Source organism: Micromonospora sp. NPDC049662, from assembly GCF_040675055.1.
Classification (GTDB): Bacteria; Actinomycetota; Actinomycetes; order Mycobacteriales; family Micromonosporaceae; genus Micromonospora.
In genome coordinates, this window is the sequence record NZ_JBFAOC010000052.1 from 1 (window position 1) to 16,141 (window position 16,141).

General features: G+C 72.5%; 11 protein-coding genes and 1 pseudogene. 3 read left to right on the forward strand and 9 right to left on the reverse strand.

Features of this window, described 5'->3' with window-relative positions; genetic code table 11:
• Positions 1 to 116: 116 nt before the first annotated feature.
• The 4 genes and pseudogenes from AB0J36_RS27445 to AB0J36_RS27460 all read right to left on the reverse strand — a co-directional run.
• Positions 117 to 725: pseudogene (locus AB0J36_RS27445) on the reverse strand (response regulator transcription factor); the annotation flags it as partial.
• 59 nt (positions 726 to 784) lie between these two features.
• Entirely contained in the window at positions 785 to 2,353 is a 1,569-nt protein-coding gene (locus AB0J36_RS27450; protein ID WP_363661294.1) for a histidine kinase, read from the reverse strand.
• Positions 2,354 to 2,407: 54 nt separating this feature from the next.
• On the reverse strand, positions 2,408 to 3,112 hold the full coding sequence (gene bioD, locus AB0J36_RS27455) for a dethiobiotin synthase (RefSeq protein WP_357393420.1): 705 nt from the start codon (positions 3,110 to 3,112) through the stop codon (positions 2,408 to 2,410).
• Between the two features lie 76 nt (positions 3,113 to 3,188).
• Positions 3,189 to 4,325: an 8-amino-7-oxononanoate synthase gene (locus AB0J36_RS27460; protein WP_357393418.1), complete on the reverse strand. Its 1,137-nt coding sequence runs from the start codon at positions 4,323 to 4,325 to the stop codon at positions 3,189 to 3,191.
• 294 nt (positions 4,326 to 4,619) lie between these two features.
• Here AB0J36_RS27460 and bioB point away from each other — a divergent pair, with 294 nt between their 5' ends.
• Genes bioB through AB0J36_RS27475 form a run of 3 tightly spaced genes read left to right on the forward strand, consistent with a single transcriptional unit; the run spans position 4,620 to position 6,368 of the window.
• Complete coding sequence (gene bioB / locus AB0J36_RS27465; protein WP_357171302.1) at positions 4,620 to 5,615, forward strand: biotin synthase BioB; 996 nt, start codon at positions 4,620 to 4,622, stop codon at positions 5,613 to 5,615.
• 5 nt (positions 5,616 to 5,620) lie between these two features.
• Positions 5,621 to 5,857, forward strand: a complete 237-nt coding sequence (locus tag AB0J36_RS27470; protein ID WP_357393364.1) for a hypothetical protein — start codon at positions 5,621 to 5,623, stop codon at positions 5,855 to 5,857.
• Between the two features lie 4 nt (positions 5,858 to 5,861).
• The gene (locus AB0J36_RS27475) at positions 5,862 to 6,368 is read left to right on the forward strand and encodes a GNAT family protein (protein ID WP_357122923.1); all 507 of its coding nucleotides are present in this window, start codon (positions 5,862 to 5,864) and stop codon (positions 6,366 to 6,368) included.
• A gap of 62 nt (positions 6,369 to 6,430) precedes the next feature.
• Here the strand turns inward: AB0J36_RS27475 and AB0J36_RS27480 are convergent, their stop codons facing one another.
• The 5 genes from AB0J36_RS27480 to AB0J36_RS27500 all read right to left on the reverse strand — a co-directional run bounded on the left by AB0J36_RS27480 (position 6,431) and on the right by AB0J36_RS27500 (position 16,105).
• Entirely contained in the window at positions 6,431 to 8,929 is a 2,499-nt protein-coding gene (locus AB0J36_RS27480) for a non-reducing end alpha-L-arabinofuranosidase family hydrolase (RefSeq protein WP_357122920.1), read from the reverse strand.
• A 206-nt stretch (positions 8,930 to 9,135) separates the two neighbouring features.
• Positions 9,136 to 12,030, reverse strand: coding sequence for a glycoside hydrolase family 9 protein (locus AB0J36_RS27485; protein WP_363661295.1), 2,895 nt, complete (start codon positions 12,028 to 12,030; stop codon positions 9,136 to 9,138).
• Positions 12,031 to 12,312: 282 nt separating this feature from the next.
• On the reverse strand, positions 12,313 to 13,401 hold the full coding sequence (locus tag AB0J36_RS27490; RefSeq protein WP_363661296.1) for a GNAT family N-acetyltransferase: 1,089 nt from the start codon (positions 13,399 to 13,401) through the stop codon (positions 12,313 to 12,315).
• A 90-nt stretch (positions 13,402 to 13,491) separates the two neighbouring features.
• On the reverse strand, positions 13,492 to 14,193 hold the full coding sequence (locus tag AB0J36_RS27495; protein WP_357171296.1) for an amino acid-binding protein: 702 nt from the start codon (positions 14,191 to 14,193) through the stop codon (positions 13,492 to 13,494).
• Positions 14,194 to 14,335: 142 nt separating this feature from the next.
• Positions 14,336 to 16,105: a thiamine pyrophosphate-binding protein gene (locus AB0J36_RS27500; RefSeq protein WP_363661297.1), complete on the reverse strand. Its 1,770-nt coding sequence runs from the start codon at positions 16,103 to 16,105 to the stop codon at positions 14,336 to 14,338.
• Positions 16,106 to 16,141: the final 36 nt, after the last annotated feature.

The window sequence follows — 16,141 nt, forward strand, 5'->3', positions numbered from 1 at the left end:
AGCCCCACCCCGCGGGGGGGGGGGGGGCGCCCCCCGGCGGCGGGGGGGGCCCTGCCCCCCCCGCCGCCCCGCCGGGGGGGGGGGGGGGGGCCCCCCCCGCCCCCCGCCCACCGCTCGACCAGCCCCGCCTCGTACGCGAGGATCGCCGCCTGCACCCGGTTGCGCACCTCCAACCGGGTGAAGATGCTCGTCAGATAGCTCTTCACGGTGCCCTCCACCAGGTGCAGCCGGCGAGCGATCTCCGCGTTGGACAGCCCCGCGCCGACCAGCGCCAGTACCTCGCGTTCCCGTTCGGTCAGCCCGGCCGTCCGGTCCCGCGCGGCGGGCCGGCGCGCCAACCGCCCGGCGCCCAGCTCGATCACCCGACGTGCCACCCGCGGCGACAGGTACGCCCCGCCGTCGGCGACCGCGTGCACCCCGGCGATCAACTCCCGTGGATCGCCGGCCTTGAGCAGGAACCCGCTCGCGCCGTGCCCGAGCGCCCGAGCCACGTGGTCGTCCTCACCGAAGGTGGTCAGCATCACCGTCGCCGTGGCCGGCGCCAACCGGTGGATCTCGGCCGCCGCGGCCAGGCCGTCCAGGCGGGGCATCCGGATGTCCAGCAACGCCACCCGTGGCCGGTGCGCGCGGACCAGCTCCACCGCCGCCCGGCCGTCGGCGGCCTCGGCGACGACCTCGATACCCGGGTCGGCCGCGAGGATGGCCCGGACCCCGGCCCGGATCATCGCCTCGTCGTCGGCCAGGACCACCCGGACGGGCGCGGTCGGAACCGTGTCGGTGTCCACTACGCGATGCGCTCCTTGCTGACCAGTCGGCCGTCGGTGAAGCAGAGCCGCCACGTCGCCTCGGCGAGGGGGAAGTTGCCGTCGGTGTAGTACTCGCAGCCCGGCGCCGCGACACCGAGCGGCGGGGCGAGCTGCCGGCGGGGCAGCCCGGGTAGGTCGGCCCGTGCCGTGCCGGGCCGCATCTGGTCGTACGTCGACTCGTCGAGCACCGTGCCGGCCGTGGCGAACGGGTAGTAGACCAGCGACAGGGCCAGCCCGAAGCCGGCCGGAGCCGCGAGCGCAGTCAGCAGGCTCCGTCGAGCCCGGCGACGAGCCTCGCGCAGCCGGCGTTCGGCGTCGAGCGGCCGTTCCGAAACGCCCCCGGACGCGGGGACGTCCTCGAACGTCCCGCTGGCGGCGGCCACCGCTGACAGCCCCGGTTCGGCGACGAGCGGCAGCCGGGCCCGCACCGCGAATCCGCCGTCCGGGGCCGGGCCGGCGTCCAGGACGCCGCCGGCCAGGCGTACCCGCTCGGCGAGCGCGACCAGACCACTACCCGAGGAGGCCGGTCGGGGCAGCGGACCGGCCGGCGGCGGGGCGTTGCGCACCCGCACCTCGACCCCGTCCAGGTCGGACGCCAGGCGCACTGTCACCGGGGCGCCCGGGGCGTACCGGGCCGCGTTGGTGAGCGCCTCCCGCACCACCTGGTGGGCGGCGGCCCCGGTCATGCCGGGCAGGCGCAGGGTGTCCGGCGGCGCGTCCAGGCGTACCGCCATCCCGGCCTCACGAGCCCCGGTGACGAGGTCGACGACGGTCTCCCCCACCGGCCGGACAGCGGCCGGGCCGCCCTCCTCCCGCAGCACCCCGATGATGTCGTGCAGCCGTTCGGTCGCCGCCGCCACGCTGGCCCGCAGGTCCCCGACCGCCGTCCGGTGCGCCGGAGCGAGGTCGTCGGCCAGCTCCAACGCGGCGGCCCGCACCGCGATGAGACTGAGATCGTGACCCAGCGAATCGTGCATCTCCTCGGCGATCCGCGCCCGCTCGCGGAGCCGGATCCGCTCCGCGACGCCACGCCGCTCGCGCGCCACCGCCTCGACGTGCCGGCGGCCGGCGTCGGTCAGCGCCTGCTGCTGCCGGCGGTACCGACCCACCAGCCACGGGAACACCCCGCCGAACAGCAGCACCGACGCCAACAGGAACCAGGTCGCCGCCCCGGTGCCGAGCAACCCGAGGTTCAGCACCGTGCCGCCGACGGCGATCACGCCGAAGAGCACGGCCGCCGGCGTCGCCGTCGCGCTGCGCCGGCCGCTCAGATAGCTGAACACCGGGATGGCGAAGACGAAGTTGCCGTCCACCAGCGAACCGAGCACCACCAGGAGCAACCCCACCAGCGGCCACCGTCGCGCCGACGCGACGGCGACCGCGAGCAGCGCCAGCGAGCCGAACAACAGCGCCACCCCGAAACGCGGGTACGGCGGAGTCACCCGCGCGGCCGCGATCGGCGCGGCCACCAGCGCCCAGAGCGACACGTCCCGCAGTGGACGCCGCCACCGGGGCGCCCCGCGCACGGACGGCTCCAGGATCCTCACGGCGGCCACGCTACCCACGCACGACCTGCCCGGACACCGACGAAAGTCAGGTGTTCAGCTGCTCTCCTCGGCCCAGACGCGCCAGTCGTCGAGCACCCCGTGCAGCGCCGGAGTGAGCCACCCCGGCGCCGACCGCCGGAACACCCCCGGATCGATCGCGCTCGCCCCGGCCGGCACCGCGCCCAGCAGGTTCGGCACCAGGTCGGTCAGGTTCGTCCAGTGCACCAGCTCCGGCGACGCCGGCCAGGCCCCGATCACCACTCCGGCCGGTACCGCCCGACGGTCCAGCGCCTCCAGGGTCAACGCCGTGTGGTTGAGCGTGCCCAGCCCGGCGCGGGCGACCACGACCGCGGGCGCGCCGAGGGACACCGCCAGGTCGGCCATCGTCCACGGCTCGCCGGACGGGCGCAGCCCCATCGGCACCAGCAGACCGCCGGCCCCCTCGACGAGGACCAGGTCGTGCTTGTCCGCCTCCGCGCGGACGGCGTCCACCGCCGTGTACAGCTCCAACGGGGGCAGGTCCGCGACCCGGGCCGCGGCCAGCGGCGCGAGCGGGTCCGGAAAGCTCGCCAGGGTACGACCGGTCAGCGGGGCCGCTAACCGGTTGACCGCGTCCACGTCACCCGGCTCACCACTGGCCGTGCCGGTCTGGCCCGGTTTGACCACCGCCACCCGCAGGCCGGCGGCCTGCGCCGCCGCCGCGATCGCCGCCGTGACGACCGTCTTGCCCACCTCGGTGTCGGTGCCGGTGACCAGCACCGGCCCCTCCCACGCGCTCACGGCACCAGCTCTGTACGCGACTGCGGGGCTCGCAAAACCGGCTCACTCCTCGCGCTCATGGGGCACCGTCCACGATGACGTCCAGCGCCCGCTCGAAGTCCGCCCGCGGCACCCCCGCGCTGATGGTGAGGCGCAGCCGGGAGCGGGTGTCCGGGGTCGACGGGGGCCGGAAGCACCCCACCGCGACGCCCCGGTCCCGGCAGTCGGCCGCCCAGGCCGTCGCGGCCTCCGGACCGGGCGCCGTCACCGAGATCACCGCCGCGTCCGGCGCGGAGACGGCCAGCCCGGCCGCGCGCAGTCGACCGACCGCCAGCGTCACCCGGTCGGCGATCTCGGCGCGCAGGTCGTCACCGGCTCGGGCCAGCCCCAGCGCGGCGTGCACCCCGGCCGCCACGGCCGGCGGCAGCGCGGTGTCGAAGATGAACGTACGGCCGGTCTCGACCAGGTGCCGGACGAACTCGGCCGGACCGGCGACCACCCCGCCCGCCCCGCCGAGCGCCTTGGACAGGGTGGCGGTGACCACCACGTCCGGCTGACCGGCCAGACCGGCGGCGGCCACCGCGCCCGCTCCGGACGGACCGGTGACGCCGAGCGCGTGCGCGTCGTCGACCAGCAGTAGCGCGCCGTAGCGGCGGGCCACCGCGTGCAACTCGGCCAGCGGTGCGAGGTCGCCGTCGACCGAGAAGACCGACTCGGTGACCACCACCGCCGGGCGTCCCGGCGCCACGGCCAGCGCTGCGGCCACCGCCGTCACGTCGGCGTGCGCGCTGACCACCGTCTCGGCGCCCGAGATCCGGCAGCCGTCGATGAGCGACGCGTGGTTGTGCGCGTCGGAGACGAGCAGGGTCCGGGGCTGCACGAGAGCCCGCAACGCGCCCAGGTTCGCCAGGTAGCCGGAGGAGAAGACGAGAGCCCGGTCGGTGCCCAGCCACCGCGCCAGGTCGTCCTCCAGGGCGTGGTGCGCGTCGGTCGAGCCGCGCACCAGACGCGAACCGGTCGCGCCCAGCCCGTACGCGGACAGTGCCGCCGTGGCCGCGGCCGTGACCTCCGGGTGGGTGGCCAGGCCGAGGTAGTCGTTGCCGGCGAGGTCGGTCATCCGGTCGTCGGCGGGACGCGGGTGCAGCCGCCGGGTCAATCCGGCCTTCGCCCTCAACTGCGCGCGACGATCGAGCGCCGCCAGCCAGTCCGCCACCGTCACCCCTTCACCGCCGTCCGCGCCGGTCACGCCGACGTCCGCCGGGCGAAATTACCACCCGCGACCATCGAGCAGACGAATCCATTCGGTACGCGAGGCACGGCGGCGGCGAACGTAGCCGCAGCGAGACCGGCCACCACGGACCGTCGTAACGTCGTCACGGATGGTTGCCGCAGGCGCGGTGCGTCGCCCGACCCGCACGGCCGGCGATCGGGCCCGGCCCCGCCGGTTCGCGTCGACCCCGGCGGCAGGTCGTACCCGGCCGGACCGGGGCCTTGTAGGGTACGAGCCATGCCAGAGATCCTCGACCAGGCCCGCACCCAGGTCCTGGGTGACGGCGTCGGCCTCGACCAGGCCGGCGTCCTCGCCGTGCTCACCCTGCCCGACGAGCACCTGCCCGCCGCCCTGCAACTCGCCCACGAGGTGCGGATGCGGTGGTGCGGCCCCGAGGTCGAGGTCGAGGGCATCGTCTCGCTGAAGACCGGCGGCTGCCCGGAGGACTGCCACTTCTGCTCCCAGTCGGGCCTGTTCACCTCGCCGGTGCGCTCGGTCTGGCTGGACATCCCGTCGCTGGTCGAGGCCGCGAAGCAGACCGCGAAGACCGGGGCCACCGAGTTCTGCATCGTGGCCGCCGTGCGCGGCCCGGACGCGCGGCTGATGAAGCAGATGCGCGAGGGCGTCGCCGCCATCAAGGCCGAGGTCGACATCCAGGTCGCCGCGTCGCTGGGCATGCTCAGCCAGGAGCAGGTCGACGACCTGGTCGACATGGGTGTGCACCGCTACAACCACAACCTGGAGACCTGCCGGTCGTACTTCCCCAACGTGGTCACCACCCACTCCTGGGAGGAGCGCTGGGAGACGCTGCGGATGGTCCGCGACTCCGGCATGGAGGTGTGCTGCGGCGGCATCCTCGGCCTGGGCGAGACCGTCGAGCAGCGGGCGGAGTTCGCCGCGCAGCTCGCCGAACTCGACCCGCATGAGGTGCCGCTGAACTTCCTCAACCCGCGCCCCGGCACCCCGCTCGGCGACCGCCCGGTGGTCGAGGGCAAGGACGCGCTGCGGGCCATCGCCGCGTTCCGGCTGGCCATGCCGCGCACCATCCTGCGGTACGCGGGCGGCCGCGAGATCACCCTCGGTGACCTGGGCACCCGCGACGGCCTGCTCGGCGGCATCAACGCGGTGATCGTCGGCAACTACCTGACCACGTTGGGCCGGCCGGCGACCGCCGACCTCGACCTGCTGGACGAGCTGAAGATGCCGGTCAAGGCCCTCTCCGCCACGCTGTGACGACCATGACGACGACCTCCGACGCCGAACCGACCCGCAGCGGCGGCCCGGCGTCGGCGGCCGTGCCCTGGTGCGACAGGTGCGGCGAGGCGGCGGCCGACGACGCCCACCCGGGCTGCGCGGCGGCCCGGCAGTTGGAGCCGCCGCGCTACTGCTCGCGCTGTCGACGCCGGATGAAGGTGCAGGTCCTGCCGGTCGGCTGGTCGGCGGTCTGCGTCGAGCACGGCGAGATCCGGGGCTGAGCCGATGCTGCGCGGGCGGGCGGTGACCCTGCGACCGGCGACGGTCGCGGACGTGCCGGCCCTCGCGGCCATCCGGGCGCACCCCGAGGTACGCCGGTGGTGGCGCGGCGGTGACGACCTGGCCGGCGCGGTCCACGCCGACCTCGGTGACGACGACCTGACGCTGTACGCCATCGAGCACGACGGCCGGGTGATCGGCGCGATCCAGTGGTACGCCGAGTCCGACCCGGACTACCGACACGCCAGCCTGGACGTGTTCCTCGACCCGGCGTCCCGTGGCGAGGGCCTCGGCGGCGACGCCATCCGCACCCTGGCCCGGCACCTGATCGACGAGTACGGCCACCACCGGTTCACCATCGACCCGGCGGCGGCGAACACCGCCGCGATCCGGGCGTACGCGAAGGTGGGCTTCCGCCCGGTGGGCATCATGCGGCGGTACGAGCGCGGCGAGGACGGCCGCTGGCACGACGCCCTGCTGATGGACCTGCTCGCCGACGACCTGACGGACTGAACCCAAGGGCGTGCCCGGCACCGCACGGGTGCCGGGCACGCGTTCCTCGAACTGGCTGACGCCTAGCGCTGGAGGGTCAGTACACCCGGCCGCCACGGCAGCCGGTTGTAGTCGCCGCTCGCGTTGGGGTCCTTGCCCTGGTACAGCAACTGCAGGTTGCAGGCGTCGACGGTCTTGGTCTGGTCGGGGTTGGTGCGGACCAGGTCACCGTGGCTGATGTCGTTGGTCCACGTGGCGCCGCTGTTGGCCTTGCCGGCGAACGGGTTGCTCTCGGTGGCGGCCTGCGGGGTCCACGAGCCGCCCAGGCTGGTGGACGTGAACGACCGGAAGTAGCGCTGCCCCTGGCTTCCGATCGCCTCGACGAGCATCAGGTACTGGTTCTGGCCCGCCACCTTGTAGACCTCGACGCCCTCGAACAGGTTGTTGGACGAGTCGGTCATGATCGTCGTGTAGCTCGAGCCGAAGCTGCCCGGGAAGTTCCCCAGCGGCATGCTCGACCGGTAGATCTTGCCGTTGTCCCCGGCGAAGAACAGGTACATGTTCTGGTCGTCACCGATGAGGGTCTGGTCGATCACACCGTACGGCGCGTCCGAGAGGGTGGCCGTGGACAGCGTCTGCGCCGAGGACCAGCCGTTGGCGTTCGTCGGGTCGCTCGACGTCTTGTAGCTGAACGAGGTCGGTCCCCACTGGTACGCCAGCACCCAGATGTTCTTCGGGGCGAAGTACAGCAGGGTGGGCGCCACGGTGCCCTGGCTCATTCCGTTCTGGCTGGCCGAGGCCATGTCGGACCAGTTGGTGAACGTGCCGAAGTTCATCGAGCTGTACTGGCCGCTGCTGTTGACGTATGACCCGTAGACCAGGTGCTGGCCGTTGTAGACCACGTTGGTGAAGTCCTTGAGCGAGAGCCAGCCGTTCTTCGGGCTCGTCAGCGCGCCGGTCGACGACCACCGGTAGGTCGACGGGAGCGCGCAGCCGTTGTTCGGCGGCGGCGTGGTGGTTGGCGGCGGCGTGGTGGGGGCCGGCGTGGTGGGGGCCGGCGTGGTGCCGCCGCCGAAGTCGGTCCGCCACTGCTGGTTGGTCTGCCCGTGGCAGTCGTACAGCTGGACCTGCTGGCCGTTGCCGGTGCCCCAGACGTCCAGGCAGCGACCGGACTGCACGCCGGTGATGGTGCCGTTGGAGTTGATGTTCCACTGCTGGTTGGCCCCGCTGCCGCAGTCCCAGATGATGATTGCGGTGCCGTTGGCGGTGGCCGCGCCGTTCGCGTCCAGGCACTTGTTGCCGTAGACCCGCAACTGCTTGCCACTGGTGTACGTCCACTGCTGGTTCGACTGACTGTGGCAGTCGTAGAGCTGGACCCGGGTGCCGTTGGTCTGCGTGGAGTTGGGCACGTCGATGCACCGACCCGACTGCACTCCGACGATCCGGCCGGCGCCACCGCTCGGCGGCGGGCTCGTGGTCGGACTCACCGTCGGACTCACGGTCGGGCTCACCGTCGGGCTCGCGGTCGGGCTGGAGGTCGGCGGGGCCGCGTTGAGCGCGTTGAGGACGGAGTTGTAGGCGGCCTTCTTGTTGCCGTTGCCGTCGAAGAGCAGCGGGCTCTCGTTGGAGCGCCAGGAGTCGCTGTCGCGTACGCCCCAGACGGTGATGCCGATGCAGCGCGGCACGTTCAGGCACGCCTGGGTCAGCCCGGCGTACTGGGTGGTGGAGGCGTTGGTGACGTCGACCTCGGTCAGCGCCACGTCCACGCCGAGCGCGGCGAAGCTGGACAGCGTCGTCTGGAAGTTGCTCGGCAGCGAGCTGCCACCGGTGAAGTGGGTCTGCAACCCGACGCAGTCGATCGGCACGCCGCGGGACTTGAAGTCCTGGATCATGCGGTAGACGCCCTGCGTCTTGCCGTACGACCAGTTCTCGATGTTGTAGTCGTTGTAGCAGAGCTTGACCGACGGGTCGGCCGCCCGCGCGGTGCGGAACGCCACCTCGATCCAGTCGTTGCCGGTGCCCTGGAGGTTGGAGCTGCGGCGGCTGCCGTCCTCGTTGAACGCCTCGTTGACCACGTCCCACGCGGCGAGCTTGCCCCGGTAGTGGCCCATCACGCCGTTGATGTGGTCGATCATCGCCTGACGCAGGGCGCTGCCGCTCAGGCTCTGCATCCACCCCGGCTGTTGGGCGTGCCAGGCCAGGGTGTGCCCACGCACCTTCAGGCCGCGCTGGGTCGCCCAGTTGTAGATCTGGTCACCGGAGTTGAAGTTGAACTGGCCCCGCTGGGGCTGCGTCGACTCCGGCTTCATCTCGTTCTCGGCCGTGATCATGTTGAACTCTTGTGCCGCGATCGTGCTGTACTGCGAGTTGCTGAGCCGGCCCGCCGCGATGGCGGTGCCGAAGTACCGGCCCGACTGCGCGGCGGCCGCGCCGAGCGTGCTCGCGGCGGCGTTCGCCGAGGGCATCATGACCGCGACGGCGGCCACGGTCACGACGCTGAACGCGCCGGCGAGCAGCGCTCGGAAGACGGGCGATCGCCGTCGCCGAGTGCCGCCGCGATGAACGGATGGGCGCACTGCCATCTCGGCCTCCTTAAAGGGCCAACACCCGGGCCGCCGAGGGCGAGGACGACCGGATGTATCGATTGAGACATCTAACTCAGTCGATGCTAACCACGCACCGGTCCGGGCAATGGAGTTTTCGGAAATGTTTCGGAAATGTTTTGGCCCTGCGTGGCGTGGCCGGTCGCCAGAGTTCGGCGCCGGCCACGCCACGACCCGTCAACGAGTCAGGCGACGGCGCAGGTGGTGTTGTTCACGGTGAAGGCGGTCGGCTTCGGGTTGCTGCCGCTGTGCGTGCCGTTGAAGCCGAAGCTCACCGACGCGCCCGGCGCGATCGTGCCGTTGTAGGACAGGTTCGTCGCGGTGACCGCCGCGCCGGCCTGGCTGACGGTCGCCGACCAGCCCTGGCTGACGGTCTGCCCGCCCGGGAAGCTGAACCGCAGGGTCCAGCCGTTGATCGCGGCGGTGCCGGTGTTGGTGATCGTCACCGTCGCGGTGAAGCCGGTGTTCCAGTCCGTCGTGGCGTACCCGACCGAGCAGGTGCCGCCGACCGGCGGCGCCGCCGTGGTCACCGAGACCGGCGCGGACGCCGCGGAGGTGTTGCCGGCCGCGTCGACGGCCACCACGTAGAACTGGTACGCCGTGGAGGCGGTCAGCCCGGTCACCGCGAGGGTGCTGCCGGTCGGCGACCCGATGAGCGCGTCGGTCGCGCCGGCCTCGCGGTAGACCCGGTAGCCGGTGACGCCCACGTTGTCGGTCGACGGTGTCCAGGCCAGGGTGAGGCCGGTCGCGGTGACCGCCGAGGCGACCGGCGTGCCGGGCGTGCTCGGCACGGTCGTGTCGGTGGAGCCGGTCGGCGGCGTGGTCACGGTGAGCACCGGCGAGGCCGCCGAGGTGTTGCCCGCGCCGTCGCGGGCCACGACGGTGAACTCGTACGACGTCGCCGGCAGCAGCGTCGAGATGGTCAGCGTCGTGCCGGTGACCGGCCGGACGACGACCGTGTCGCTGTTGACCTGGACCTCGCGGACGTCGTAGCCGGCCAGCCCGCTACCGCCGCTGTCGGTGGACGCCGACCAGGTCAGGGTCACCGAGCGGGACGCGAGATTGGACGCCACCGGCTTGCCCGGGACGCTCGGCGCGGTGGTGTCCGGCACGACCGGCCCCGGCTCGTTACCCCAGACGCGGGTGCTGCCGGCGTAGAGCGGAACCTTGCGGTTCGGCCCGGCGGTGGCCTGGTACGACGGGTCGTTGGTCGGATCCCAGGTGCCCCCCTCCGGCACACCGATCTTGAACTGGACCTCCATCCGGTGTGCCGACTGTCCGGCCGGGGCGATGGTGTAGCCGGTGCAGTCCACCTCGACGTACCAGATGTCGCCGCTGTACTGCTTGGCGGTGGTCGGCGACGGGCAGCCCTGGGTGTAGCCGGAGGTGACCTGCACCGGGCCGCTGCCGTCGGGCCGGAAGTAGTACCGGAACTTGCCGTTGGTCAGCGCGCGGGCCGGGAACGCCGACTTGTTGTAGACGATCGCCTTGAGCCCGGTGGCCCGCGGCTCGGCCTGCATGACGGTGGTCTCCACGGTCATCTCGTCCATGTCCGGCGTCTCGGCGACCGGGAAGTTCGCCAGCGGGGTGCCGCCGTACTCGGAGGTCAGCCGGACCAGCGCGGACGTGAAGCCGGCGTTGTAGTCGGTGGCTACCTCGTTCATCACGTAGTCCGACCGACTGTCGGTGTACGCGTCGTTGGCCGAGGACGGGCCGCCGACCAGCGCGCCGTAGAGGGTGTGTCGGGTCTCGACGGGCACGGTCTGGCTGTCCCACCAGGACCCGTGCGCGGTGCGGTGATGCGGGTTCTTCGGCGCGTTGGCGCCGAACCCGATGACGTAGCTGGAGTTGCGCGGGTTGTCGCCGAGCGCGTAGTTGATCTGCCGGACGGCGAAGTCGTGGTACCGCGCCTTGCGGGTGGTGTCGGTGGTCTTGTCGCTGTAGACCAGCGCGGCGAAGGAGGTGTTGGCCGCATAGCGCAGTGCGCCCCAGGAGTCGAGCACCGCCATCCCACCGGGCGAGTACGGCACCCGCTGCCCGTTCACCCCGACCGTCCAGTAGTCCAGCCAGCGGTTGGCGTCGTCGACGTACTTCTGCTTGCCGGTCAGGTTCGCCAGCAGCACGTACGCGCCGAACTGCTTGTTGTCCCAGGCGATCGTCCACTTGTAGGAACGGGTCGTGGACTGCGGCTCGGTGCCGAGCTTGTCGTACTCACTCTCGGCCTTGGTCAGGTAGCTGGCGTCGCCGGTGGCCCGGTAGAGCCAGATGGCGGCCCACACCAGCTCGTCCTGGTAGCCGCTCCACGACTTGTAGAACGCGGCCGCGTCGGTGATGCACTCGCTGTAGGCCTTCCGCACGGTGTCGGCGAACGTGTAGAGCTGCCGGGCGTGGGTGAGCAGCTTGTCCGCGTAGGTCGCGTCGGTGGGCCGAAACACCATCGAGGACGCGGCCATCGCCGCCGCCGTCTCCCCCGCCAGGTCCGCGCCGCCACAGCTCGCATCGATCTTGTACGCGGGCCGCGCCATCGGCAGCACCTCGGCCGGGCCCCACCACTTGTGGTCGTCGTCGCCCTTGCCGACCTGTCCGTAGAGGACGTTCGCCGACGGGTGCGCCTTGATGAAGTAGTCGTTGACGAAGCGCAGGTTGTTCAGCAGGTGCGGCAACTGGCCGGAGGCGCTGTAGCCGCTGCGGTACTCCACCGCGCCCCAGGCGAGCATGGTGGCGCTGAACGCCATCGGGAAGCCGAACTTGACGTGGTCGCCGGCGTCGTACCAGCCGCCGGTCAGATCGACTCCCGTACCGGCGCCGTCGGTGAGCGCGCTGTCGCCGCGCCAGGAGACGCGGTTCCAGTCGGGCAGTTGGCCGGACTGCTGCGCCTCGTAGAACAGCAGCGACTTCTGCAACGCCTCGGCGTAGTTGAAGGTGGGCGCGGCGGACGCCGGTCCGGGCGTCGGCGCGGCGACCGCGAGGGCCGCGCCGGTGAGCAGGGCGACGCCGGCGGCCAGCAGCCGCCGGGGCCACGGTTGGTCGACGGGCGACCGGCCGGGGTGGCCGGTGGACGGCCGGGTCAGGTGGCGCATGAAGGGCTCCTGTTAGCCAGGCGCCGCCGGCGGTCGCACCGACGCGGGACGGCGTGGGGGCGGCACGGCCACCGGCGACAGCGGGGGTGGCGGTGTGGCCACGGGCATGGAAGCGCTCCCATGGATATCCGACAATGTAATGTGCGCCACGTCGAATGGGAAGCCCACGCCGCGCCACAGCGCCATCGCGCTCGCCGACGTTACGGCGACACGCGTGCCACCGCGCGGAAAGTCGACCCGGCCGCCAGGTCCGTCCGAGACGTCGTCCCAGCTCAGCCCGATCTACCGAGGCCGTCGGCCGGTCCCGGACATCCCCTGGTGGCCGGTCGTGGTCGTTTCGGACGGCATCGGAACCCCGAGCGGTACGGTCAGCGCGAGCAGACCGCCGTCCCGCTGCACCGAGCTGGGCCGGTCCAGTCGACGCAGCGTCCGCAGCATGGGCGCGTTGTCCGCCCGCACGTGCAACACCAACGCCGCGTAGGCGGCCCGGTCGGCGTGCGACACCAGCCGGCGCAGCAGGGCCGAGCCCAGCCCACGCCGCTGCCAGTCGTCGCGGACCAGAAGCGCCACCTCGGCCTCGTCGCCCTCGCCGAGCAGGTTCGCCATGGCGACCACCGCGCCGTCGGTGTCGGTGGTCGTCGCGACCAGGGTGAGCCCCCGAGCCGGCTCCAACAGTCGACGCAGTCGGGCCGGTCGCGGCAGCGCCGCCCCACTCAGGTAGCGCCGTTCCCGACTGCGCGGGGAGCACGACTCGTGCAGCTCCACCACACCCGCCAGGTCGTCCGCGCACGCCGGTCGCACCGCCACCTCGATGCCGTCCGGCAGCACCAGGGTCACCTGCTCGGCGGCCCGCCGAGCCACGGTGGCGGCCAACTCGACCAGGGCCTGTGCCCGGGCGTACTCCGCCGGAGTGAAGGCGGGCGCCGTCCGGCGCAGCGCGAACGTGCCGCCCGCCGGGTCGGCCAGCACCATGCTCGTGCCGGTGCTGCCCCGGTCCGTACCGGTCGCCGCCGGACGCCAGCTCACCGAGTCGGCGCCGAGCAGCGTACGCAACGCCTCACCCGTCGCGTCCGGATCGCGCACCAGCCGGTTGGCCAGGCCGAGCACCCGGGTCGGTTGGTCGACCAGGCCGCGCGCCTCGCTGCGCGCCACCCAGCAGTCCCGCCCGCGCCCTCGTTCGACGGCGGCGATCAGCTCGGTCTCGTCGAGCGTGTCCGGCGCGTCCACCAGGAAGTCGTCGACCGCGCCATGCTCGGTGGGCTGCACCTGCACCGTGAGGATGTTGACCCCGCGCAGCGCGAGGCTCGCCGTGAGGACCGACAGATAGCCGGGCCGGTCGTCCACTGTCGCTCGGATCCGCCACAACGTCATGGGTTGGCTCCCTTCCCCACCCAGAGCCTCGTCCGCGGCTGTTGCCGCCCGGTTGCTCGCCGGTGTCGACCCGGGAACTCCTCGCGCTGGTCAGGGACCGGCGACCACCGGAGGCGCACCGACCAGGTCCAGTCGGTCGCCCAGGATGACCGCGCTGGCCCGGACGAGTTGGGTGAGCCGGTCGACCTCCGTGCTGTGGAAACCCGCGGCGCAGAGGGTCTCGTTGTGCTCGCGGGCCACCACCAGCACCAGACCCGCCCGCCCGAACGGGGCGATACCGTAGTGGGTGCCGTCGGGGGCGGTCATCGACCGCCCGCGCAGCGGAGTCACCTCCGGCAACCGCGGCGGTACGGGAGCGCGCCAGCTCGCGTGACCGACGGTGGCCCCGCCACCCCCCGTACGCGACGCCCAGTCCACCGGGACCACGGCCGCCACCGCCCAGTCGGCCGCCAGCAGGCCCGGTACGGCGTCCACCAGGGTCGCCAGTCCGTCGGCCGGGTTCGCCGCGACTTGGGCCAGCAGCTCCGCGTCCTGGCCGGTGGTGGTGGGCGCGCCGATCGCCCGCCACACACCGTCCACCCGTACGCCCGGGATCGCCGCGAGACCGGCCAGCAGACGCTCGACCCGTGCCGCGCCGGGCCACACCACCGTGAAGTCGTCCACCGCGCGCCCGCCGAGGCGCTCCAGGACCACGACCTGCACGATGTCCGCGCCGGAGACACCCAGCGTGCGGGCGACCTGACCGAGGGTGCCCGGACGGTCCGGCAGGGTGACCCGAACTCGCAGCAACATGTCTGTCCCTCCGCTCGGCGGGCCGGCGACGGCCGGCGGGCTGCTCACAGCCTGCCGGGTGACCATTTCGTCCCTGTTGCAGAGGCATATCCCGAGCGGAAATTCCGGCGGCCGATTACGGGGCGAAACCGGACGCTGACGCTCAGGGGAGCCCACCCAGGGGCAGGACCGGCGTGGAGGCGAGCTGTGCGTGGTAGTCGGCGGCGGACGTCTCCCGACCCCACTGGGGCATGCCGGTGGGCAGGTCCAGTGGGTCGGTCTCCACCTCGATCAGGGTCAACTGGGCCGGTAGGCCGTCGATGCCGGCCAGGATGGCGGCCAGCTCGGCTTCGGTACGGGCGACGTGCGCGGTGAAGCCCCGGTCCCGTCCGAACACCGCCGGTAGATCCGTGTACCGCCAGTTGTCGATGTCGTTGTACGGCTGGTGCCGCCCGTCGACCGCCCGCTCGACGGTGTAGCCGCCGTTGTTGACCACGATGATGATCGGGCGTTGGTTCGTGGCGAGCATCCGGCTGATCTCCTGCACGGTCAGCTGCAGTGATCCGTCGCCGGTGACCAGCACCGTCCGTCGATCCGGTGCCGCCACCGCGGCGCCGAAGGCGGCCGGGGTGGCGTAGCCGATCGAGCCCCAGATGGGCGGCCACACGACGGTGACGTCGGCGGGCAGGCGCATCGTCGCCGCGCCGAAGGAAGGGGTGCCGGTCTCCGGGACGAAGATGTCCCCCTCGCGCAGCATCCGCTGGATCGCCGGCCAGAGCCGTGCCTGCCGGATCGGCTCGTTGCTCGACGGGTCGAGTGCGGGCGGGTCGGCCGCGAGCAACGGCGCGCGTGACCACTGCGCCGTACGGTTCGGGGCGATCTCGTGCAGGCACCGCAGCGCTGCCGGCAGGGCGACCGGGGCGAAGCGGGTGCCGCCGACGACGGCGGCGTCGCGGTGCAGGCTGATGACCCGGTCGACCTTGATGTCGGCGGTGAACAGGCCGTCCCAGTCGAAGAACGTGGCGCCCACACAGACGAGCGCGTCCGCGTCCTCCACGACCGCGCGGACCTCGTCGACGCTGTCACCGCCGTTGTAGGCGCCCACGTAGTGCGGGTCGGACTCGTCCAGCAGTCCCCGTCCCAGCGACTGCGCGGCGACCGGCCAGTTCCGTTCGGCGGCCAGGGCGGTGACGGCAGCGCCGAGGTGCAGGCGGATCGGCAGGTTTCCCACCAGCAGGGCGGGCCGCTCGGCGCCGGCGAGCAGCCGCCGGGCGGCGGTGGCGAAGGCGTCGAGTTGCCCGGGTGAGACGACCGGCTCGGGGCGGGTGAACGGTCGCCCCGGCTCGGCGACCTCGGCGTGGACCACGTCGCCGGGCATCCGGACGTAGACCGGACGCTGCTGCGACCAGCACTCGGTGAGCACCCGGTCGACCTCGTCCAGCGCGTTCTGCGGCGTCAGCGAGGTCTGGGCGACCGTCACCTCGCGTGCCACCCGTACCCAGTGGTCGAAGTCGCCGTCGGCGAGCGAGTGGTGCATGGAGGTGCGCTGCCGCATGATCTCCGCGGTCGGACCGCCGACGATCGAGACGATCGGCACCGACTCCGCCATGGCCCCGGCGAGGGCGTTGACCGCCGACAGTTCGCCGGGACCGAACGTCGTGAGGATCGCGGCCACACCGGCGAGGCGGGCGTATCCATCGGCGCTGTAGCCGGCGTTGAGCTCGTTGCAACTGCCGACCCACTCGATCCCGTCGAACGCCTCGATCTGATCGAGGAAGTCCATGTTGTAGTCGCCCGGCAGCCCGAAGACATGGCGTACTCCGAGGTCGTAGAGCCGGCTGAGCAACAGCTCGCCCACCGTCGTCGTACCCTCGCTCGCCTTCGCCACGATCGCCCCCCACCGCTCCGGAGACCACTGCCGCGGTCCGCCCATCAAGAGACGATATCTGGGCAAATGTCGCAAGAAGGG